This is a genomic window from Photobacterium sp. HL06 (assembly GCF_059552575.1).
Genome location: NZ_CM183914.1, coordinates 2,887,832 through 2,909,598, shown reverse-complemented (window position 1 = coordinate 2,909,598; position 21,767 = coordinate 2,887,832). Strand labels below are relative to the sequence as shown.

18 protein-coding genes are annotated in these 21,767 nt (G+C 48.3%); 5 read left to right on the top strand and 13 right to left on the bottom strand.

All coding sequences use genetic code 11. The features are described 5' to 3' along the window. The first annotated feature begins 131 nt into the window (after nucleotides 1–131). Nucleotides 132–2,246, top strand: a complete 2,115-nt coding sequence (locus AC51G0_RS13210) for a methyl-accepting chemotaxis protein (protein WP_496299017.1) — start codon at nucleotides 132–134, stop codon at nucleotides 2,244–2,246. A 95-nt stretch (nucleotides 2,247–2,341) separates the two neighbouring features. Here the strand turns inward: AC51G0_RS13210 and AC51G0_RS13205 are convergent, their stop codons facing one another. From AC51G0_RS13205 to rluE, 7 genes are all read right to left on the bottom strand, one after another. Continuing rightward, nucleotides 2,342–3,475, bottom strand: a complete 1,134-nt coding sequence (locus AC51G0_RS13205; protein ID WP_496299016.1) for a ribosomal protein uL16 3-hydroxylase — start codon at nucleotides 3,473–3,475, stop codon at nucleotides 2,342–2,344. Nucleotides 3,476–3,551: 76 nt separating this feature from the next. Next, on the bottom strand, nucleotides 3,552–4,697 hold the full coding sequence (norW, locus tag AC51G0_RS13200; RefSeq protein WP_496299014.1) for an NADH:flavorubredoxin reductase NorW: 1,146 nt from the start codon (nucleotides 4,695–4,697) through the stop codon (nucleotides 3,552–3,554). Between the two features lie 11 nt (nucleotides 4,698–4,708). Beyond that, the gene (gene norV / locus AC51G0_RS13195) at nucleotides 4,709–6,202 is read right to left on the bottom strand and encodes an anaerobic nitric oxide reductase flavorubredoxin (RefSeq protein WP_496299013.1); all 1,494 of its coding nucleotides are present in this window, start codon (nucleotides 6,200–6,202) and stop codon (nucleotides 4,709–4,711) included. Between the two features lie 209 nt (nucleotides 6,203–6,411). Continuing rightward, nucleotides 6,412–7,782, bottom strand: a complete 1,371-nt coding sequence (gene purB, locus AC51G0_RS13190) for an adenylosuccinate lyase (protein WP_496299011.1) — start codon at nucleotides 7,780–7,782, stop codon at nucleotides 6,412–6,414. A 148-nt stretch (nucleotides 7,783–7,930) separates the two neighbouring features. Next, nucleotides 7,931–8,548 (bottom strand): high frequency lysogenization protein HflD, encoded by a 618-nt coding sequence (gene hflD / locus AC51G0_RS13185; protein WP_496299009.1) that lies wholly within the window; start codon nucleotides 8,546–8,548, stop codon nucleotides 7,931–7,933. A gap of 14 nt (nucleotides 8,549–8,562) precedes the next feature. Next, entirely contained in the window at nucleotides 8,563–9,678 is a 1,116-nt protein-coding gene (gene mnmA, locus AC51G0_RS13180) for a tRNA 2-thiouridine(34) synthase MnmA (RefSeq protein WP_496299007.1), read from the bottom strand. Between the two features lie 337 nt (nucleotides 9,679–10,015). Then, a complete protein-coding gene (gene rluE, locus AC51G0_RS13175) occupies nucleotides 10,016–10,663 on the bottom strand; it encodes a 23S rRNA pseudouridine(2457) synthase RluE (RefSeq protein WP_496299005.1) in 648 nt (215 codons plus the stop codon). Between the two features lie 141 nt (nucleotides 10,664–10,804). Between rluE and icd the strand changes: the two genes are divergently transcribed. Then, nucleotides 10,805–12,061, top strand: a complete 1,257-nt coding sequence (icd, locus tag AC51G0_RS13170; protein WP_496299004.1) for an NADP-dependent isocitrate dehydrogenase — start codon at nucleotides 10,805–10,807, stop codon at nucleotides 12,059–12,061. Nucleotides 12,062–12,458: 397 nt separating this feature from the next. Here the strand turns inward: icd and cspD are convergent, their stop codons facing one another. Then, nucleotides 12,459–12,680 carry a cold shock domain-containing protein CspD gene (gene cspD, locus AC51G0_RS13165; RefSeq protein ID WP_265700163.1) on the bottom strand — a complete coding sequence of 74 codons (222 nt, stop codon included), beginning with the start codon at nucleotides 12,678–12,680 and terminating at the stop codon, nucleotides 12,459–12,461. Between the two features lie 226 nt (nucleotides 12,681–12,906). Here cspD and clpS point away from each other — a divergent pair, with 226 nt between their 5' ends. Further along, nucleotides 12,907–13,227: an ATP-dependent Clp protease adapter ClpS gene (gene clpS, locus AC51G0_RS13160; protein WP_075764730.1), complete on the top strand. Its 321-nt coding sequence runs from the start codon at nucleotides 12,907–12,909 to the stop codon at nucleotides 13,225–13,227. A gap of 47 nt (nucleotides 13,228–13,274) precedes the next feature. After that, nucleotides 13,275–15,539 (top strand): ATP-dependent Clp protease ATP-binding subunit ClpA, encoded by a 2,265-nt coding sequence (gene clpA / locus AC51G0_RS13155; protein WP_496299003.1) that lies wholly within the window; start codon nucleotides 13,275–13,277, stop codon nucleotides 15,537–15,539. A gap of 117 nt (nucleotides 15,540–15,656) precedes the next feature. Here the strand turns inward: clpA and infA are convergent, their stop codons facing one another. The 3 genes from infA to aat form a co-directional block, all read right to left on the bottom strand. Beyond that, the gene (gene infA, locus AC51G0_RS13150; protein ID WP_005298441.1) at nucleotides 15,657–15,875 is read right to left on the bottom strand and encodes a translation initiation factor IF-1; all 219 of its coding nucleotides are present in this window, start codon (nucleotides 15,873–15,875) and stop codon (nucleotides 15,657–15,659) included. A 196-nt stretch (nucleotides 15,876–16,071) separates the two neighbouring features. After that, a complete protein-coding gene (locus AC51G0_RS13145; RefSeq protein WP_496299000.1) occupies nucleotides 16,072–16,770 on the bottom strand; it encodes an arginyltransferase in 699 nt (232 codons plus the stop codon). Further along, complete coding sequence (gene aat / locus AC51G0_RS13140) at nucleotides 16,767–17,480, bottom strand: leucyl/phenylalanyl-tRNA--protein transferase (RefSeq protein ID WP_496298999.1); 714 nt, start codon at nucleotides 17,478–17,480, stop codon at nucleotides 16,767–16,769. Before aat ends, AC51G0_RS13145 begins: the two co-directional genes overlap by 4 nt. Nucleotides 17,481–17,567: 87 nt before the next feature. Here aat and AC51G0_RS13135 point away from each other — a divergent pair, with 87 nt between their 5' ends. Then, nucleotides 17,568–18,029, top strand: a complete 462-nt coding sequence (locus AC51G0_RS13135; protein ID WP_496301946.1) for a glycine zipper 2TM domain-containing protein — start codon at nucleotides 17,568–17,570, stop codon at nucleotides 18,027–18,029. A gap of 236 nt (nucleotides 18,030–18,265) precedes the next feature. Here AC51G0_RS13135 and cydC read toward each other — a convergent pair whose 3' ends face one another. Further along, nucleotides 18,266–19,987, bottom strand: a complete 1,722-nt coding sequence (cydC, locus tag AC51G0_RS13130) for a heme ABC transporter ATP-binding protein/permease CydC (protein ID WP_496298997.1) — start codon at nucleotides 19,985–19,987, stop codon at nucleotides 18,266–18,268. Then, nucleotides 19,980–21,752: a heme ABC transporter permease/ATP-binding protein CydD gene (gene cydD, locus AC51G0_RS13125; protein WP_496298996.1), complete on the bottom strand. Its 1,773-nt coding sequence runs from the start codon at nucleotides 21,750–21,752 to the stop codon at nucleotides 19,980–19,982. The genes cydC and cydD overlap by 8 nt, the downstream gene beginning before the upstream one ends. Nucleotides 21,753–21,767 lie beyond the last annotated feature (15 nt).

The following is a 21,767-nucleotide window of genomic DNA, read 5'->3' as shown; positions in this document are numbered from 1 at the left end:
CGCCTGAAGGTTTGTCATAAAAATGTCGCGTGGCGTCATGATATTGGCCTTTTTAGGCTATTGTAGAATATTGATAAAATTGTAATTAATTATTACATTTTGACTGAATAATACGAACAAGGATTGTTTATATGCGGTCACTATCGGTGCAGTGGAAAATTACCCTAATGTCAGGGTTTAGCTTGTTGGTTACTGTTATGGTGCTAACTGGCTTGTCTTTTTATTTTTCTGGCCAGAGCCAGCAGTTGGTGAGTGAGCAGTCATTCACTTCCCTTCGCAACAAATCCCAAGATGTTGTCCAGGCTCAGGCCGAGCGACAGGCGATCTATGTCCAGCAGTATCTGGATGAAGCCACTTATCGCGCTGAAATGCTGGCCCAGAGCGTATTGTTTCTGAAGTTCAATGCTGAGGAAAACTATACCAATAGCTCGGAGCTACGGGGCTCAATTAATGAGTTATTACGGCGTTCGGTGAATGAGTTTTCTAATATCTACGGTGCGTTTGCGGTCTTTACGCCGAACGGACTGGATGGTGAAGATAACAACTATCATGATGCCGATTATGTTGGGGCCAATGAGACAGGTCGATTTGCACCTTACTGGTCAAAGTCCGGCTCTGGTGAGGCCGAACAATTCATTATTAGTGAACAAGAGGTTGTGGATACAAGCGCTAACCAGTGGTTTAGCTGTAGTTTTAATTCGCTTGCGACCTGTGTGTTAGACCCACAATACGCGGCCAGAGGTGAAGGTGGACAGCTGATTAGCACCATAACTATTCCGCTAAAGGTTGAAGGGCAAGCTGTCGGTGTGATGGGAATTGATATCCGTCTTGATGCGCTTCAGTCTGTGATCAATGGTGTTGACCAGAACTTATTCAGTGGCTATGGAAAAGTGTCCTTGCTTAGCCAGGATGGGACGATTGTCGCTTGGGATCAAGCCAGTGATCGTCTTGGCAGTAAAATCAGTAATAGTGACGGCTTGCCAGCAGAATTAAACCGTTGGTTGTCGAAAGGTGAAGAATTTGTCGGTTGGAGCAATGATCAGCAATGGTTATTGGCTTATACCCCGGTTGGACTGGGTCAAGCGACCTGGGGGGTTGTTATACAGCTTCCTGCACAGAAAGTGTTGGCCGAAGCGATTGCTTTAGACAACGCCATTCAGGTGCAGCGTGATGAATCGTCATGGATACAGCTCATCGTCAGTGGAGGAATAGCATTAGCGGGCTTGTTGGTCGTGTTACTGGCTGCATCTCGTTTAGTGGCTCCAATCAAGCAGGTTGCCGAAAGGCTGAAGGACATTGCTTCAGGCGAAGGTGATTTGACCCAGCGTCTGCATGTCGAGCAACAAGATGAAGTGGGTGAATTGGCCCTTTGGTTTAATCGGTTCTTGGATAAGCTGCAAAATACCATTAGCCAGGTTGTTGTTGCGGTGGATGAAGTGGGCAAAACAGCCACTGAAGCAGCCGATGTGGCTAGCCGCACCCGAGATGGCAGCCAGTCGCAATTTAAAGAGGTCGACATGGTGGCAACGGCTTCTGAGGAAATGGCTCAAACCGCCGAGCAAGTTGTTCATCACACTGAAACGGCAGTGGTTGCAGCAAGCCAGGCTGATATTTCAGCTCAGGATGGCCAGGGAGTTATTCAGGCTTCTGCGAATTCAATGAACACTCTAGTTTCACGAATGGAAACAGCTGTACCGGTGGCTAAGGATTTGGAAAGTAACAGTGAAGATATCAACCAAATCTTGCAGGTGATAGAGGGGATCTCTGAGCAGACAAACCTACTGGCGTTAAATGCTGCGATAGAGGCCGCTCGGGCGGGTGAGCAAGGACGTGGTTTTGCTGTTGTGGCTGATGAAGTGCGTCAGCTTGCCAGCCGAACGCAGGACTCAGTTGGTCAGATCCGTACTGTGATTGAAGTGCTACAGCAAGGAACACGAGATGTAGTTGGCGCAATTGAAGAGGGTAACCAGCTAGCCGGTGATACGGCGCAGCAGGTTGGCCAAGCTGTTGAGAGCCTGAATCAAATTACGGATGCAGTGAAATCAATCCAGTCGATGAATGAGCAGATCATGCATGCCGCGCAGGAGCAGCAGGCAGTTTCGGGTGAAGTAAACCGTAATGTTGCCAACATTCGTAACCTGAGTGAAAGTATTTTGAGCCAGGCTGAAAATTCAGCCGATATTGGCGAGCGGCTGACAAGTTTGTCAACACATCAGCAAGAGCTGGCGGGGCAATTTAAAGTTTAACCGCTCGATGTTTGTGATAATAACAAGAGCACAAGAGCGAAATACAGGCCTGATAGCTTTCTTCAATGGGCTATCGGGCCTGTTTCATTTGGCCGTTACTCGACAGGGTACCAATAACCTAAGTTAACTAACTGGGTTAGCAAGGCAATAAAAGCCGGATGATCAAGCTGTTTACCTAGGGATGCACTGGTGATTTGTTCTTCGTCGCACAGGTAAGTGGCAGCAAAACTGCACTCTTCAGGAAGCTCGAAACGTTCACCGTTGATGTACAGAATATGTGGCTGCTCGGGGTAGTAAAATGCTCGCAGGCCACCCAAGCGCCTCATGATCTCGCCATCTTCAAGGAACTGGTAGGTTTCGCTGTTTTGCCATGGTGGTTCGGCTGTAATAACATCTAGCTCGTGACGGCTATTGCTCAGGTGCTCACCCATCCACTGCTTCATCAGGTGGGGATGATCCAATAAGCTGCGCATCATGGCTTCCATGTCCTGATATTCTGCCTCCAGAATAGCTCCACTGTTGTTACGCGCAGGTAAGTCAGGATTATGATAATGAACATCACCCATCTCATTGGCGATGGTAAAATCGGCAAAACTGCTTAGAAGCTCCTGTTTTTTCGGTGAGCGGAACCCGACAGAAAAGCTCATTGAGGTTTCGATTGCGTAGCCATCATGCGGAAAGCCTGGTGGGATATACAGAATATCACCCGGTTCTAGAATTTCATCAATGATGGGCTCAAAAGCCTTGATTTGGCGCAGGGCAGGGTGACCAAACTCTTCTTCATAGTCGTCTTTTTTCGGACCGACACGCCAGCGTCGTTTACCGGAACCCTGAGTGATAAAAACGTCATATTGATCGATATGCGGGCCAACGCCTCCCCCTGGTGTAGAGTAGCTGATCATCAGATCATCGAACAGCCAGTTGGGCAGCTGACGGAAAGGAGTGACAAGTTGTGCGGCACCTTCATGCCAGTGGTTTGCAGCTTGAACAATGAACGACCAGTGATCTTCCGGTACATTGTCAAAGTTAAGCGGGCCATGGCGGACATCCCACTCTTCACCATGCTTGGCGATATAACGTGAATCGACCTCTTCCTCCATTGCCAGCCCGGCAAGTTCATCCGGGCTGATCGGGTCAACAAAGTCCTTGAAACCACCTTTTATTACGGTGGGTTTTTTCTGCCAGTATTCAGACAGAAACTCTTCAAACGAGAAAGTAAGCTGGTACATAGTGTCACTGAGTCGATATGCATTTGCCGCGATTATAGCGCATTCCACACCATAGGGTGATGTGGAATGTGCAGGCTTATTCTGCTGGCAGCAAACGAAGGAGCGGAAATGCAGCCTTTTGTTGATCATGGCTGACCACAAAACCGATCAATGTCTCTGAGCCTGGTTCGAATGCCTTGGCAACATAGCCATTAGGTTCGCGCATTATTTCCCAGTTCGCATCGGTACGAGCCGTTTGACCCGACAGGTTTAAGGGGAACCACGGAGTTTTTGCTTTAATAAGGCTTGCAGGCAGTCTTACAGGTGTTGGCGTTCCTGCAAGGGTTTTAGCCAGTGCCATTGCTGACAGCATGGTTGGTTGCAAGAATGCCCTGACTTTGCCACCAAGCTCAGCGCAATCACCCAGCGCGTACACGCCTTCTGCGGATGTTCTTAGATGATCATCTACAACAATCCCTTGCTTGACCATCATATTAGCTTGCTTAGCGAGGTCAGTGTTTGGTTTAAGGCCCATAGCCGCAATTACCACATCAGCCTCTACATTACTTTGATCGTCGAATTGTGCGATCAGCTGCTGGTGGTGTCGGTTAATTCCTTCGACTGCAGAAGACAGTTTAATGTTAACCCCATTTTCAGCCATCGTCTGGTACAGTTCAGCTCCAAGGAAGGAGGGAAGCAGTGTTGGCATGATGCTGCCTGCTCGATCGCAGATTGTCACTTGTTTGCCTGCATTGGCAAGATCCATGGCAATCTCAGTACCAATTAACCCGGCCCCAAGAACAAGGATCGACTTGGCCGTAGCAATTTTGTCCTGGTGGTTGGCGTATTCGCCCAAGCTATTGAGGGTGACGATTTCACCTGTTGCGTTACCATCAAAGGCAGGCACAAATGATGAGGCGCCTGTTGCTAACACCAGCTCTGAGTAGCTGATAGCAGTGTCTGCAAGCTGAACTGCTTTGGCTTGCGTATCAATGGACTGAACTTTGGTATTATTCAGTAATTCAATGTTGTACGTGCTGGCGAACTCTTCAGCCGATTGCTTGATTAAATCAAAAGCGCTCTGTTTGCGTGAGAAAACATGGCTGAGATCCGGTTTTGAGTAGTCATCACCACTGTCGGCAGTAATGACGGTCACTGGTGTCTCGGCGTCAAGCTTACGTAGTGACTTTACTAATTGGTAAGCGGCAAAGCCGCTCCCAATAATGACAATGTGTTTATCCATCACTTCAGTCCTTAGGCAATAGGTTCAAAGACTTCTTTACCGATACCGCAGTCAGGGCAAAGGAAAGAGTCTGGTACGTCAGCCCAAGTGGTTCCTGGCGCGACATCCTGGTTTGGCTCACCCTGCTCTGGGTCATAAACCCATTGGCAGACGGTACAAATCTGTTTTTGCTCACTGGCAGCTGAATCACAGCTCTTTTCTGCAGGCGCGGTACTAGCGGTGTTAAGTGCTGCTGGCTGAGCGATTGAGACTTCTGGTACCTTGCTTTCAGTAACTTGTGATGTTGCTGTCTTCGTTTCAACAATAGGCTGCAGTGCCCATTCACGAGCTATCTTACGGCCGTGCTCACGGCATTCTTCCATTGCCTTGCCGTCTGGGCGCCATTTGGTTTTCATTCCGACTGTGGTGAAGAATCCTGCATCCGTCAGGCGGGCATGAATACGGTCAACGGCACCGCCATTCCAGCCATAACTACCGAATGCCCCCGCTTTTTTACCTTTAAAGCGCAGGCCGGTAATTTCCTCAAGCATGCCCGCTACTTTAGGCATCATCACGTTATTCATGGTTGATGAGCCCACTAACACACCTTTAGAACCGAATACATTGGTGAGAATTTCATTCTTGTCATGGCGAGAGACATTAAAGATCTTCACGGCGACATTGGGATCGGTTTCAGTAATACCTTGCGCAATACCGTCGGCCATCATGCGGGTATTGTTAGACATTGAGTCATAGAAGATTGTTATTTTGTCTTCTTTGTATTCATCCGCCCACTCAAGGTATTTTTCAATAATCTGAGTTGGGTTATCACGCCAGATCACACCGTGAGAGGTGGCAACCATATCGACAGGTAGATTAAAGCCAAGTACTTCGTGGATTTTTGCTGTTACCAACGGGCTAAATGGGGTCAGGATGTTTGCGTAATAGCGCAGACACTGCTCCATCAGTTCGTTGTACTCGACTTCATCATTGAACAGACGCTCATCGCAGTAGTGCTGTCCGAAAGCATCATTACTGAAAAGTACTGCATCTTCAGTCATATAAGTCATCATGCTATCAGGCCAATGCAGCATAGGCGTTTCGATGAATACCAATGACTTACCATTGCCGATATCAATGCTGTCACCAGTTTTTACAGTGTTGAAATTCCACTCGGGGTGATGGTGGTGGCCGGTAATAGAGTCGACGGCATTTTCTGTACAGTAAATTGGCGTATTAGGGATCTTTGACATCAACAGTGATAATGCACCAGCGTGATCTTCTTCTGCATGGTTAATAACAATTAGGTCGATATCATTTAGGTCGATTTCCTGCTCAAGCTTCTGTACGAAGTCATAGCTGAATTTATGGTCGACGGTGTCAATTAACACGTTTTTACCTTCACGGATCAGGTAACTGTTATAGCTCGTTCCCTTTAGTGTTTTATATTCTGTGCCGTGGAAATCTCGAACTTCCCAGTCGCGTTGGCCAACCCAGTGAATGTTGTTTTTAACGTGAATAGACATATTGATTACCTAAGTTTTGCTTAACATGTATTTTGAATGCATGTTAGTGGCCAGGGCTGATTTGATCAAGTATAAAGTTGTATTAAAAATGCACCTTTAACGTATGGTGTTGATATTGTTATGAATAAATATTTTACGTGCGTGGGAGAAGAAGGCGGGAATAAAAAAGGCCAGCATAGAGCTGGCCTTAGAATATGGTTGAAAAGCAATTACAGCTTGTCAGTTAGCTTCACTGCATCACCGATGTAGTTAGCTGGGGTCATCTCTTTAAGACGCGCTTTCTCGTGCTCAGGAAGCTCAAGGCCGTCGATGAATGCGCGCATGCCTTCACCGTCTACTCGCTTGCCACGAGTCAGCTCTTTCAGCTTCTCATAAGGCTTCTCGATGCCGTAGCGACGCATAACGGTTTGTACTGGCTCTGCAAGTACTTCCCAGTTCTTGTCTAGCTCAGCTTCTAGCGCAGCCTGGTTGACTTCCAGTTTGCTAATACCTTTCAGCGTTGAAGTATAAGCAATGATTGCATAGCCACAGCCAACACCCAAGTTACGAAGTACCGTTGAGTCAGTCAGGTCACGCTGCCAGCGAGAAACCGGTAGTTTCTGTGCCAGGTGAGCGAAGATAGCATTTGCCAGACCCAGGTTACCTTCAGAGTTTTCGAAGTCGATTGGGTTAACTTTATGCGGCATCGTTGACGAGCCGATCTCACCGGCAATGGTCTTCTGCTTGAAATGACCCAGGGCGATGTAGCCCCAAACGTCGCGGTCGAAGTCTAGAAGAATCGTGTTGAAGCGCGCAATAGCGTCGAACAACTCAGCGATGTAGTCGTGTGGTTCGATTTGCGTTGTGTACGGGTTCCAAGTCACACCAAGAGATTCAGTGATGAACTCTTCGCTGAATTGGTGCCAGTCAACATCTGGGTAAGCTGAAAGATGTGCGTTGTAGTTGCCCACAGCACCGTTGATTTTCGCAAGAATTTCAACGCTTTCGATTTGCTTGAACTGACGTTCCATACGGTACGCCACGTTTGCCATTTCTTTGCCCATGGTTGATGGGGAAGCTGGCTGACCGTGGGTACGAGACAGTAGAGGGACTTCGCGATATTCGTTTGCTAAGCCCTTAATCGCATCGATGACGTTGCGAATTTCAGGCAGGACCACTGTCTCACGCGCTTCGTGTAGCATTAGGGCGTGAGAAGTATTGTTGATATCTTCAGACGTACATGCAAAGTGAATGAATTCGTTCACTGCGTGCAGCTCTGGTACTTCAGCTACTTTTTCTTTCAGGAAGTATTCAACAGCTTTAACATCGTGGTTAGTTGTGCGCTCGATAGTCTTGATACGTTGCGCATCTTCTTCACTAAACTCAGCAGCAATGCGATCTAGGAATGCGTTTGCTTCGTCGCTGAATGCAGGAACTTCCACGATAGCGTCAGTAGCAGCCAGTTTTTGTAACCAACGGATTTCAACGATTGTGCGGTATTTTAGCAGACCAAATTCACTGAAAATGCTGCGCAGTGCACTAGTTTTACTTCCGTAGCGGCCGTCTACCGGGGAAACAGCAGTCAATGCTGACAGTTCCATGTTGCTCTCTCCTGATTAATAAGGGGTTTTAACAATTTGTCACTGTAACCGCTAGCCCACAGCGAATATGTAAAAACACTCACTGTGTACTAAACCGTTACCTTGCTAGGTGCTCAGCGATCGGGTCGGTGAGCACCGAATGATATTTTTAGCTCCGGGCAAGCAATATTTTTGCTTGCTCAACCATCTGCTTGCGACCAAAAATCAGGTGGCGACGCTTACCGCCAACCTGGCGCCAGAGTACAGCACCGCGTACTGCTGCCAGTAATAAGGCCCGTACCTTGTGTTGTACGTTTTGCTGCTGCAGATGAGCAGGCGTACCCGTTACCTGGATGCGAGGCCCGAGTGGGCTGATAATATCCAGGTAAAGATTGGCTAAGTTGCTCACCATCTGATCATCAAGCAATTCGAAATGATCAATCTGGCGTTTGGCTGTGTCTATCCGGTCGCCTAGCTGCGCCATGCTGTCACGGCGTGTTGAGAGCTTGCGTTCCAGTGCCATAACACTAACTAGGTAGCGTGTAATCTCGTTACCTGATGGTGTGCTGTCAATCTCGGCAGATAATGTTTCAAGGCCAATGCGTAGATTGGCTTCACTGCCATAGATTTCGATTGTGTTGGATGGATCTGTTACCACAATACTGTTTAAACAGGTTTCCAATGCATCGCGATCACAAGTGCCGTCACGGGCAATCTTTTGAACTAGTTTCACAGCCTGGCAAATGCCGGCAAACGCGATGGTACGGTCATATAAAGTTTGTGCCACGTGCGACAACTCCCTTAGATTCGCTGCTCAATAATACCGCCACCCAAGCAAACCTCGTCGCTGTAGAACACAGCTGACTGGCCCGGAGTAACTGCAATTTGAGGTTCATCAAAAATCACTTTGATGCTCTCATCATCGATAGGGATGATGGTACAAGGAATATCTTGCTGACGGTAACGAGTTTTTACCGTACATGTCAGCGGCTCACGAATTGGCTGGCGATCAACCCAGTGGAGCTGTGCCGCAATCAGGCCATCTGATTTCAGGCGAGGGTGATCTTTACCCTGGCCAACGACAAGTACGTTGCGCTCGACATCTTTATCGACCACGTACCATGCGTCTTCATTGCCGCCACCGCCTTTCTGGCCACCGATGTGAAGGCCCTTACGTTGACCAAGAGTGTGATACATCAGCCCCTGGTGTTCACCAATCACTTTGCCTTCATCAGCCGTTTCGATGTTACCAGGCTGTGCTGGCAGGTATTTGCCTAGGAATTCAGTAAACTTACGCTCACCGATAAAACAGATACCCGTTGAATCTTTTTTCTTCGCTGTTACTAGGCCTTGTTCTTCAGCAATGCGGCGTACTTCTGGTTTTTCCAGCTCACCGACCGGGAACAGGCTACGAGCAATTTGCTCATGGCTAAGGGTATACAGGAAATAACTTTGATCTTTATTGTTATCTACGCCGCGCAGCATTTTAGGCTTCTCGCCTTCCACGGTAGGGAAGCTGCGGCGGGTGTAGTGACCCATAGCAATGTAATCGGCTTCTAGAACTTCATCAGCAAATTCCAGAAACGCTTTGAATTTGATTTCTTTGTTACACAGAATGTCAGGGTTGGGGGTACGGCCAGCTTTATACTCAGCGAGGAAGTACTCAAACACATTGTCCCAGTATTCAGCAGCAAAGTTGATGGTATGAAGGTGGATACCCAGTTTGTCACATACAGCTTGTGCATCAGCGAGATCTTCTGCGGCAGAGCAGTATTCCTCGTTATCATCTTCTTCCCAGTTCTTCATGAACAGGCCTTCAACTTGGTAGCCTTGTTGAAGTAGCAAGTAGGCTGATACAGAGGAATCAACGCCGCCGGACATACCGACAATGACTTTTTTCTGGCTGTTATCTGACATATTTCTCTTCAGTCGTTAATAGTGTTAAGAGCGTAATTCTATCAGAAAGCTATTTCGTGAAACAGAGCGAGAGCAGAATCACACTTTAATAATTTTATCGCCTTTTCATATTACCAGCCAGATTTGCTGAAAAGTAATCAAAATGAGCGGTATAAACGACAATGTCGATGCAAGATTACGCTTACACCCCTGGATTTGCTAGTCGATTTTCAATTGCAACGCAAACGTTTGCTTTGTTGCGGCAATCATAGATGAACCTGAGGATAATGTGTAGTTTTTTTCGACTCGAAATTAGAAAAGTCTTGGGTATGCCGGCAAGAGACTGCCGGCAGAAGGTTTATTGTGCAGAAGCAGGAAGAGTGACTTCGCACCATTCGCCCGGAGCCAGGCCTTTGACTGTCCAGTCGGCCATTTTGTGGCGAATAAGCCGTAAGGTTGGAAAACCAATATGAGCTGTCATACGACGCACCTGGCGGTTTCTACCTTCTTTAAGGGTAATCGCCAGCCAGGTGGTTGGAATGTTCTTACGCTCGCGGATCGGCGGGTTGCGATCCCAGACAACAGGCTGCTCTATGCGCTCAACGCCTGCTGGCAGGGTCGGGCCATCTTTCAAGGTAACGCCTTTACGGAGTTGATCGAGCTGGTCGTCGCTAGGCGCACCTTCAACCTGCACCCAGTATATTTTAGGCTGCTTGGATTTTGGTTGTGTGAGGCGGGCTTGCAGCACACCGTCATTGGTTAGAACCAACAAACCTTCACTGTCCTTGTCCAGTCTTCCAGCTGGGTAAACATCCTTCACCGGGATGAAATCAGACAGTGTTTTATCCCCCGGTTCACCGCTAAACTGGGTGAGAACGTTATAAGGTTTGTTAAATAAAATGATCTTTTGCGGGCCGCGCGGGCGTTTGGGTTTATTAAATTTTCTTGATGCTCGGCGCTCATTATTAGAACGTTTAGGTTGACGCGAAGAGGTGTTTGGCTTCATAAATAGCGTGCTGTACTGGGGTGACGTAATTGACCCGCCTATTATACGCTAAAAATAACCCGAGTGGCGTATCGATAAAATTTCAAGTATGATTTGCGCGCATCTTACAAAAAGATAACAAATGGACGCTAGGAGATTTAAATGGATAGTAAAGTAGTTGTACCAGTTGAAGGTCAGAAGATTACTCTTGACGCAGAAGGTAAACTGGTCGTTCCTAACAACCCGGTAATTCCATACATCGAAGGCGATGGTATCGGTGTTGATGTAAGCCCTGCAATGATCAAAGTTGTCGATGCGGCAGTTGAAAAAGCCTACGCTGGTGACCGTAAGATTGAGTGGATGGAAATCTACACGGGTGAGAAATCAACTCAGGTTTACGGCGAAGACGCATGGTTACCGCAAGAAACTTTAGATTTCATTCGCGAATACAAAGTGGCAATTAAAGGCCCACTTACTACGCCTGTTGGTGGTGGTATTCGTTCACTTAACGTTGCTCTACGCCAAGAGCTAGACCTGTACATCTGTGCTCGTCCTGTTCGCTATTTTGATGGCGTACCAAGCCCACTTAAGCGCCCAGACCTGACTGATATGGTTATCTACCGTGAAAACTCGGAAGATATCTATGCAGGTGTTGAGTTCCAGGCGGGTACTGAAGAAGCAGACAAAGTTATCAAATTCCTGCAAGACGAAATGGGTGCAACTAAAATCCGTTTCCCACAGCAGTGTGGTATCGGTATCAAGCCTGTTTCTGAAGAAGGTACTAAGCGCCTTATCCGCGCTGCACTTCAATACACCATTGATAACGACCGTGACTCGCTAACGCTAGTTCACAAAGGTAATATCATGAAGTTCACCGAAGGTGCCTTCAAAGACTGGGGTTACGAAGTCGCATTGCAAGAGTTTGGAGCGGAGTTATTGGACGGCGGTCCATGGATGACACTGAAGAATCCGAACACTGGCAAAGAGATCACCATCAAAGACAGCATCGCTGATGCCTTCTTGCAGCAAATCCTACTTCGCCCAGCAGAGTACGATGTTATTGCAACGATGAACCTTAACGGTGACTACGTTTCTGATGCATTGGCTGCACAGGTTGGTGGTATCGGGATTGCTCCGGGTGCAAACATCGGTGATGGCGTGGCGCTGTTCGAAGCAACACACGGTACTGCACCTAAGTACGCTGGCCAGGATAAAGTAAACCCAGGTTCACTGATCCTTTCTGCTGAAATGATGCTTCGCCACCTAGGCTGGACAGAAGCGGCAGATCTGATTATCAGCTCAATGGAAGCTGCAATTAGCAACAAGACAGTGACTTATGACTTTGAGCGCCAGATGGAAGGTGCGACACTGCGTAAGTGTTCTGAGTTTGCTGATGACATGATTGGGCAAATGAAGTAATAAACTCTATCCCTTTGGGTAGACGGAAGGCTCAGCTTTGGCTGGGCCTTTTTATTGGCCGAAGTTTGTAGCACCTTGGCATCTTTAGCTGTAATTGATTGAAACAGATGTTCAGATCCTCATTTCTACTATTGTCTAGTTAGGGCAGATGTTCGTCGGCGCCATTTTAGCTTATGATAGAAGGTAAGGGTGCAAAGAGAATGTGATTGTTAATAGAAATGTTAATAACTTGGTGGTTGGTTTATTCAGTAAATATTCACTTTGGGTATAAGGGCTAAATCTGCAGGATAATTGGCCTTTGCGTGAATTTAAAGCAGTTGGCGAGAGCGGTTTAAGAAGGTAAAGAAAGGCGAGCAAGTGCTCACCTTAGAAATTGATGTACAAAGTTATCAGTGGTTTATTTTGCAATTTCACCTTCAACTGGGACTATCTCTCTGGCATGGAAACCTTTAGGACCCGTCTCAACGGTATAGTTGACCTGCTGGCCAGCCTTGAGAGTTCGGTATCCATCCATCTGGATAGTTGAATAGTGTGCAAAAATATCGCCTTCGCCACTTTCTGGGCAGATAAAACCGAAGCCTTTTGCGTTATTGAACCATTTAACTGTACCTGTTGCCATGCTTTACATCCCTCTTTGCATTCAAGTTCCATTTTGCATCAGTGTGCTGTTCCTTTTTACCACGACTTGCATACTAATGCTATTTTGATGCAGTTAATATCTACTACAGGTTACACTTTAGTAAAAAGAGCTAGACAGTCAAGTGCATATTATAACATTTTCATAAAATCCTTGTTTCTATGCAGATGATGTAGCAAGCGCTTGAACAAATGACTAAGATGAGATTATGAGCAAGTTATATGAATGGATTATTCCTGAGTCTGACGTATTAGACGAGGAGGATACTCAGGTTAAGCCACCATCGATGTATAAAGTAATTTTGAACAATGATGATTACACACCGATGGATTTTGTGATAGAAGTGTTACAGAAGTTCTTCTCCATGGATCTGGAGAAAGCCACACAGTTGATGCTTACTGTGCATTACGAAGGGAAAGCAGTATGTGGAACCTTTACCGCTGAAGTCGCCGAGACGAAGGTGGCACAAGTGATGATGTATGCTAGGGAGCATGAACATCCGCTACTGTGTACGAAGGAAAAAGCTTGAACTTTTTCCGGCACACCATTTTGAGTGGTATTTAGGGGAGGTGCCTTATGCTAAACAAAGAACTTGAAGCTAGTTTGAACGGTGCATTTGCAAGAGCAAGGGAAAAGCGGCATGAGTTTATGACCGTTGAGCATCTGCTCTTAGCATTGTTAGAAAACGCGGCAGCGCAGGAGGCGTTGTTAGCGTGCCGAGCTGATCTTGATACATTGCGTAAAGAGCTCGATTCCTTTATCGAGCAAACGACACCGCTGATCCCGGCGGATGATGAAAGCCGCGAAACCCAGCCGACGCTGAGCTTCCAGCGGGTGCTGCAGCGTGCTGTTTTCCATGTTCAGTCTTCTGGTCGTAGCGAAGTGACTGGTGCAAACGTACTGGTTGCCATTTTCAGCGAGCAGGAATCTCACGCCGCTTACCTATTGAAGAAAAGTGATATTAGCCGCCTTGACGTGGTTAACTTTATTTCTCACGGTACAGTCAAAGACAGTGACAATGATGATCTTAATGGCCCTGATGTGGGTGGAGAAGAACCACGTGCCGAGCAGAATTCTGAAGACAAGCTAGAGAATTTTGCCACCAACCTTAACCAATTGGCACGGGCAGGTGGTATCGACCCGTTAATTGGACGCGATCATGAATTAGAGCGTACGGTGCAGGTTCTGTGCCGCCGCAGAAAGAATAACCCGCTGCTAGTGGGGGAAGCTGGTGTCGGTAAAACGGCGATTGCTGAAGGGCTGGCATGGCGTATCGTCGAAGGCCAAGTGCCAGAGATTATTAAAGACTGTGTGATCTATTCGCTGGATATCGGCTCATTGCTTGCCGGTACCAAATACCGCGGTGACTTCGAGAAGCGCTTCAAGGGTATTTTGAAGCAGCTGGAAAAAGAAGATCATGCTGTGCTATTTATCGATGAAATCCATACCATTATTGGTGCTGGTGCGGCTTCTGGCGGCCAGGTGGATGCCGCGAACTTGATCAAGCCTTTGTTGAGCAGCGGTAAGATCCGCTGCATGGGGTCAACAACCTACCAGGAATACAGCAATATCTTCGAGAAAGAGCGCGCATTATCTCGTCGATTCCAGAAAATTGATATTGTTGAACCGTCGCTTGATGATACCACCAAGATCTTAATGGGCCTCAAGCCTAAATATGAAGCCCACCATGAAGTACGCTTTACCAATAAAGCAATCCGTGCTGCGGTAGAGCTATCGGCGAAGTACATTAATGAACGTCATTTGCCAGATAAAGCCATTGATGTGATTGATGAGGCGGGGGCACGTTGTCGTTTGGCCCCAGCGAGTCGCCGCAAGAAAACAGTCAATGTCAGCGATATCGAGGCGATGATTGCCAAGATGGCGCGTATTCCTGAGAAATCAGTGTCTTCGAGTGATCGAGATGTGCTGCAAAAACTAGATAGCAAGCTGAAAATGCTGGTATTTGGCCAGGATCCTGCCATCGATGTACTGACTGAAGCGATCAAGTTGAGTCGTGCTGGTCTGGGGGCAGACAACAAGCCCGTCGGTTCCTTCCTGTTTGCTGGCCCGACAGGGGTGGGTAAAACAGAGGTGACTGTCCAGCTTGCCCGTACACTGGGTATCGAGCTACTGCGCTTTGATATGTCAGAGTACATGGAACGCCACACGGTGAGCCGTTTGATTGGTGCCCCTCCAGGCTATGTGGGTTATGATCAAGGTGGCTTGCTGACTGATGCCGTGATTAAAAACCCGCATTCTGTTGTATTGTTAGATGAAATCGAGAAAGCGCATCCGGATGTGTTCAACCTGTTGCTGCAGGTAATGGACAACGGTACTTTGACTGATAACAATGGCCGTAAAGCTGATTTCCGTAATGTGATTTTGGTGATGACAACTAATGCCGGCGTTAAAGAGACAGTACGTAAGTCGATTGGCTTAATTCAGCAGGATCACAGCCTTGATGCGATGTCGGAAATCAAACGCGTCTTTACCCCTGAGTTCCGCAACCGTCTTGATGGCATTATCTGGTTCAACCATCTAGAAAAAGATGTCATTTCACTAGTGGTTGATAAGTTTATTGTTGAACTGCAGGCACAGCTTGACGCCCGTGGCGTATCAATGGAAGTGTCGTCTGAAGCGCGTGAATGGTTGTCTAATAAAGGTTATGACAAATCGATGGGGGCACGTCCGATGGCACGTGTTATCCAGGATAACCTGAAGAAGCCGATGGCGAATGAACTGTTGTTTGGTTGCTTGGTTAACGGTGGTTCGGTTCGTGTTGATATCGTCAATGATAAGCTAGATTTCCAGTTCAGCAGTGAAATGGAACCAGCCCATTAATCGCTAGCGTTCTGATTGTAAAATAACCGCCGTTTGGCGGTTATTTTTTATCATTACAAAAATAAAACCCGGCGCATAGGCCGGGTTTTATTTGTAATCTTTAATCTTGATTCAAGATTAACGCGCGCGGAAGACGATGCGGCCTTTAGTTAGGTCGTATGGAGTCAGTTCCACAGTTACCTTATCACCAGTAAGAATACGGATGTAGTTCTTGCGCATTTTACCAGAGATGTGAGCGGTAACTACGTGACCGTTTTCTAGCTCAACGCGGAACATTGTGTTAGGTAGTGTATCAAGTACAGTACCTTGCATTTCAATTACGTCTTCTTTTGCCATTGAATCCTCTTAGGCTACCAGCCATGCTTCTGATCGGGCTGGATAATGCCTTGAAACTGTTTAAGTGTAAAGTTTAGGCCGCAATTTTACCCTTGCCGCTACCCTTTGTCAGCTATTGTGACGTATTAAAACGTATTTTCTCGATTTTTTATCAGATCCTGAGACAAAGCAGAGATGTGCATAGGTAATCGATAGCCTATTTCCAGCAACCATTTAACAGCTTCTGGTAGGGCTTGAAGCGAATCTTGTAGTTCATCGCCTTACAATTATCTATCTGATAACCGGGGTAGAGCCATTTCCTGCCCGTTTGCCTGCCGTACTGGATTTGGTACAGCACGCATAGCGTACCGAGCGATAGGACTGAGTCGGGCTCGAAGAAGCTGTACACCGCGCTGAGGGCATCATCGAATACATCGGTAACGGCAACCGCAATCAGAGCGTCATCTTCATAGACGTGCAAGAACAGCGTATCCATCCATTCTGCAGTACAAAAATCAAAAAACTGTTCTTTGTTTGCAGGATACATTGTGCCATCAGAGTGCCTGAGACGAATGTACTTTTCATAGAGTGTAAACCAGTTGCTGTCGAGCGTAGATTTAAACTCCCAACGCAGCTTTTTCATCTGATTTCGCTGGCGTTTTTGGCTTTTTGATGGCGCAAAAATCTCACAGTCGATGCGAAGTGGAGTACAGGACTGGCAGTGCTGGCACATTGGCCGGTATACCGCGTTACCACTGCGGCGATAGCCAGAGGCAATGAGCACACCATAACCAAGTGGTGTCAGCCACTGATGATCCATAACCACGCCAAGTTGCTCTTGTTCATCAGGCAAATAGTTACACTCAGAAGTCGGTGTAAGCCCTATCCGAAGCGAAAGTTTGTTATAGCTGGTCATGAGTTTGTCTGGTGTAGCTCCCGCGGTTGGTAACAGCCTTCTTCTAGTATGGCATCTCTTTGCAACTGCAAGAATTGCATAAATGGGGATCGTCCAATTTCAACCGCACCCAATGAGGCCAGGTGGTCATTCATGATTTGGCAGTCAATCAAAGTGCCACCATGAGCAGTGAAGTGCTCGCAGAAGAACCATAAGGCGATTTTAGATGCGTTATCGGCTAATGAAAACATCGATTCGCCGCAGAAAACAGTGCCTACCTGAACGCCGTAGAGGCCGCCCACCAAGTTACCGTCCAGCCAGACTTCGACAGAGTGACAATAACCTAGGTTATGCATGAGCTGATATGCTTGCATCATATCGGTGGTGATCCAGGTTTCTTTAGGGCCACGGCTGTTGGCACATTGGCGAATAACGTCGTGACAGGCTTGATTCAGTGTGATCTGATACCCTGATTTGCGGAAGAACTTGCGTAAGCTTTTGCTAGGCCTGAACTGATCGGGCAAAAAGACAGCGCGCGGTGCCGGGCTCCACCAGAGGATTGGCTCGCCTTCTGAGTACCAAGGGAAAATGCCTTGGCGATAGGCGGAGATCAAACGCTCTGGCCGCAAGTCGCCACCAAATGCCAGTAGGCCGTTGGGGTCATCCAGTGCTGTTTCTGCTACCGGGAAGTGTGTATTGACCGGGTCAAGCTCCGGCAGATAAATAGCCATAATTACTGTAGTAGTAGGTTCTTTATATAAGAATGAATAAAATAGGTAGCTTGGGTATACAACTACCATCATTGGGGAAATTATATGATGAGAAAGCTATTAATGTTACTGCTATTGCTCCCTCTGGCCGTAATAGCTGCCCCGTATAACCGAAATGAGGCGCGTACTGTCAATAAAATCGTGTTTGGTGACGTGGATTCTGTACGTTATATCACCCACCAGGAGGTGATTAACTCCCAGCACAATGGCTGGGAAACCTTACTCGGTGGTGTGGTCGGAGGGTTGATTGGTAATCAATTCGGTGGCGGCACGGGGCGTGAGGTTGCTACCGCCGTCGGTGCCGTTGCCGGGGCCAGTATTGCCTATAACCGTCAGCCAAGCCAGAAAGTGGTTAACTACCGCTTAGTTGAGTTATTAATCAAAGCAGAGGACGGCAGGTTGATTGATGTGATCCAGGATGTCGATCAGCAAATGATATTCCAGCGCGGCGATAGTGTCCGGATCCTGTATTTTGATGATGGGGTTAGGGTGGACAGAACATTTCCCTAAACCTTCGGCTTAGGGAAAGTAGGAGGCGTATCTATGCTTCGCATAGGAAACGAGTTACGCTGCGCTCCGAGAGGCGGGGAAGAGCGGGACTATGGCTTTGTGATCCTATGATAAGCAGTTTCGAAAGAGAGCTTGAATCACAGGTCTTTGGTAAAACCTGTCTGCAGGACCCAAAAAATAAAAGCGAGAGGTTTTCACCCCTCGCTTTTTTCATCTCGGTACTCGTTTCTAGTTTCCTAGATCCGATCACACAGCTCCGCATAGCGGCCGCCTTCAGCCAGTAACTCGCTATGCTTACCGCGCTCGATAATTTCCCCTTCGTCCATCAGGCAAATCTGATCCATTCGGTCCAGGCCAACCAGGCGGTGGGTGATGAACAACACGGTTTTGTCTTTCGCGTGTTCAAATAGCAGAGAAATGATCTGCTGCTCAGTACGGCGATCCAGCCCTTCGGTCGGTTCGTCCATTAGTAGGATCGGTGCGTCATGAAGCAGGGCACGTGCAATACCGATACGACGGCGTTCGCCTCCTGAGATCTGGCGGCCACCTTCTCCCAGCCAGGTATCTAAGCCCTTGCCTTCAAGCAGGACCTCAAGACCAACTTTTGTCAGTGCATCCCTGAACTCTTCGTCAGAGCCTTCTGGCTTGGCGAGGACAAGGTTTTCACGCAGTGAGCCATTGAACACATCAACACGTTGGCTAACCACTGTAATCGCCTTGCGCAGAGAGTCTTCATGCCACGCAGGCAGAGCAACCCCATCGATACTGATATTGCCTTGCTGCGGATCCCAGTTACGGGTCAGCAGTTGCAGCAGCGTTGATTTACCGCAGCCGGTACGACCAAGCAGAGCGAGCTTTTCACCTTGCTTTAACTCAAGCGAAATGTTTTTCAGCACTGGCTGATCGCTACCGTAGTAGGTGTAGCTAATATCTTCAATACTGATGTTACCGCTGACCTGGGCTTGATGGCCATTGGGATCAAACGGTGTATCTGGTGTTGCCTCAATGATCTCATTCAAACGACGGGCGGAGGTCAGTGTCTGGCCGAGGTACTGGAAGGCACCGGCAACAGGCATCATCATCTCAAAGCTGGCCATGGTGGCAAAGGCGACCATCGCGATGAATGGATCGGGTGCTGAGCCGCCGATTCCGTCTGCCGCAATCCAGGTGATCAGAACCAGTGTCCAGCCCGTCGCCGCCATCAAGATGGCATTGGCTAGGCCCGTTAGGCTTGCCATTTTGCGCTGCGCTGTCAGTAAGGCATCTTGTTCGGTAATGGCTTGTTCGCGGTAGCGCTCTTCGGCATTGAACAAGAGTAGTTCGGCATGGCCTTGAATCCAGTCAAGTAGCTTCACCCGGTAGTTTGCCTTGGCATAGGTCAGCGCCTCGCCATTGGTTTTACCCAGACGGTAGAAAATGACAGGCAGGGTAAACATTAGCGCCAGCAAGATGAAACCGAGGGTCAGGCCAATAGCAAGGTCAAACCATGCCAGGAAACCTGTGATGGCAAGCAGGCCAATTACCCCGATCATCAGTGGGCTGACAAGACGCAGGTAGACATGGTCCATCGCATCAACATCTGCTACCAGGCGGTTAAGCAAATCGGCATCACGGAGGTTTGCCTGGCGGCCAGGGATCAGCGGCGTTAGCTTGCGGAAGAAGAACAGGCGCAGATCTGCCAGTAGCTTGAATGTGGCATTATGGCTCACCACACGTTCGCCCCAGCGACCTGCGGTACGAGCCATCGAGAACCCCCTGACCCCAGCGCCTGGAAGCATGTAGTTGAAGGTTTCCCGTGCAATGGTGAGGCCGGCCACGGCAGAGGCGGCGATAAACCAACCAGAGAGTGTCAACAGGCTGAGCGCCGATAGCAAGGTAGCCAAGCCAAGCAGTATACCTAAAGTTAGGCCGAACCAATGTTTACGATAGAGTTTTAGGTAAGGGATTAAATCACGCATCGAGATCCCTCTTGTCTGTGTGAGCGAGCATGTCGGCAAGCAGGCCTTGTTGACGGATGTGATCGAAATGACCGTTCTGTACCAGTTTGCCGTTCTCCATAACCAGTACGCGGTCCATTGCCGCTAATTGGTCAAGGCGGTGGCTGACCATCAATGTTGTCTGTCCTTTCACGGCTATCGACAGGCTTTCCAATACCAGGTGTTCACTGTTGGCATCCAGGCTGGCTGTCGGTTCATCCAGCAACCAGAAAGCGCCGTTTTGCAGCATGGCACGAGCGACAGCTATACGCTGTGCCTGGCCGACGGACAGGCCACCGGAACGATCGCCCACTTGATGGTTGTAGCCCTTTTCCAAGCGGCTAATAAACTCATCGGCATAAGCCTGCTGTGCCACCTGGGTGACGTGCTCGTCGGTAGCCAGCGGGTTACCAAGGGTAATATTGTCGTGAATCGTGCCGTGGACCAGCAGCGGGTTTTGGCCCACCCAGCTGATAGTTTGGCGCCACTCGCTATGGTCAAGCTCCTTGAGCTCGATACCATTGATTTTCAGGCTGCCTCGATAGGGTAGGAAACCCAGCAACGCATTGAGCAGGCTAGTCTTACCGGCACCGCTCGGGCCGACAAGGGCAACTTGCTCATGGGCCTGAATATCAAAGCTCAGTGGGCCTGCCAGTACCTGGCCTTGCGGGCTTAGCACTTCTAGGTCTTCGACGCTGATTTGGATAGTTTCCGGTGAAGGTAGCTCTTCGTCACCCTGGGGCATTTCATCCGCTTCGGCATTGAGGAACTCGACAATCGATTCTGCTGCACCAATTGCCTGCGCTTTGGCATGGTAGAAAGTGCCTAAATCACGCAGTGGTTGATAGAACTCAGGGGCCAGTACGAGGACAAACAAACCGGTAAATAATGATAGTGGTACGCCGTAGTTGCCAAAGTTCAGCTCGCCGATGAAGGCGAAACCAAAATAAACAGCAACAATTGCCACCGAAATCGCGGAGAAAAACTCTAGTACAGCTGAAGACAGGAAGGCGAGCCTCAAGACTTCCATCGTACGCTTGCGCAAGACATGGGAAGCTGCGTGTAGATTCTCTGCTTCGGCTTCTGCGCGGTTAAAGAGGCGAAGTGTCGATAATCCCTGCAGGCGGTCATAGAAATGGCCTGACAGGCGTTGTAGAGCCTTAAAGTTGCGTCGGTTAGCATCTGCTGCCCCTAAACCGACCAGTGCCATAAAAATAGGAACCAGCGGAGCGGTGATCAGAAAGATCAGGCCGGCTGCCCAGTTAAGTGGGAAAACGGCGAACAGGATGACAAGGGGCACCAAAACCGCGATAGACATCTGAGGGATATAGCGCGAGAAGAAGTCCTGCATTTCCTCGACCTGTTCCAGCACCAGGCTGGCCCAGGTACCGGCAGGTTTTCCCTTGATGTAGGCAGGACCAAGGCTGTGCAGGCGGTTGAGGATCAGTTGGCGAATATGCAGGCGAATTTGTTCACCACATCGATAGCCAAAGATTTCACGCCCCCAGCTGCAACCTGCACGCAGGCCGACAATAAGGATCAGGCCGATGAAGCTGTCAACCAGTTCATATTTATCAGTATGTTCGATAATTAACTGGTGGAGAATATGCGCTAGCAGTGCAGCCTGTCCGACTAATAGCACCCCTGAAAGGAATCCAAGCCCGACACTTAGCATCAGCCAGCGTTTGGCGAGCTTGCTTTGTGACTTTAACCATTTGGTCAAGTCACGTTGTAGTTGTTTGTCCATAAGATATCTTGAGCT

Coding starts and splice junctions, on each gene's coding strand:
- AC51G0_RS13210 (WP_496299017.1), top strand. CDS start 132: ATGCGGTCACTATCGGTGCAGTGGAAAATTACCCTAATGTCAGGGTTT.
- AC51G0_RS13205 (WP_496299016.1), bottom strand. CDS start 3,475: ATGTACCAGCTTACTTTCTCGTTTGAAGAGTTTCTGTCTGAATACTGG.
- norW (WP_496299014.1), bottom strand. CDS start 4,697: ATGGATAAACACATTGTCATTATTGGGAGCGGCTTTGCCGCTTACCAA.
- norV (WP_496299013.1), bottom strand. CDS start 6,202: ATGTCTATTCACGTTAAAAACAACATTCACTGGGTTGGCCAACGCGAC.
- purB (WP_496299011.1), bottom strand. CDS start 7,782: ATGGAACTGTCAGCATTGACTGCTGTTTCCCCGGTAGACGGCCGCTAC.
- mnmA (WP_496299007.1), bottom strand. CDS start 9,678: ATGTCAGATAACAGCCAGAAAAAAGTCATTGTCGGTATGTCCGGCGGC.
- rluE (WP_496299005.1), bottom strand. CDS start 10,663: ATGAAGCCAAACACCTCTTCGCGTCAACCTAAACGTTCTAATAATGAG.
- icd (WP_496299004.1), top strand. CDS start 10,805: ATGGATAGTAAAGTAGTTGTACCAGTTGAAGGTCAGAAGATTACTCTT.
- cspD (WP_265700163.1), bottom strand. CDS start 12,680: ATGGCAACAGGTACAGTTAAATGGTTCAATAACGCAAAAGGCTTCGGT.
- clpS (WP_075764730.1), top strand. CDS start 12,907: ATGAGCAAGTTATATGAATGGATTATTCCTGAGTCTGACGTATTAGAC.
- clpA (WP_496299003.1), top strand. CDS start 13,275: ATGCTAAACAAAGAACTTGAAGCTAGTTTGAACGGTGCATTTGCAAGA.
- infA (WP_005298441.1), bottom strand. CDS start 15,875: ATGGCAAAAGAAGACGTAATTGAAATGCAAGGTACTGTACTTGATACA.
- AC51G0_RS13145 (WP_496299000.1), bottom strand. CDS start 16,770: ATGACCAGCTATAACAAACTTTCGCTTCGGATAGGGCTTACACCGACT.
- aat (WP_496298999.1), bottom strand. CDS start 17,480: ATGGCTATTTATCTGCCGGAGCTTGACCCGGTCAATACACACTTCCCG.
- AC51G0_RS13135 (WP_496301946.1), top strand. CDS start 17,568: ATGAGAAAGCTATTAATGTTACTGCTATTGCTCCCTCTGGCCGTAATA.
- cydC (WP_496298997.1), bottom strand. CDS start 19,987: ATGCGTGATTTAATCCCTTACCTAAAACTCTATCGTAAACATTGGTTC.
- cydD (WP_496298996.1), bottom strand. CDS start 21,752: ATGGACAAACAACTACAACGTGACTTGACCAAATGGTTAAAGTCACAA.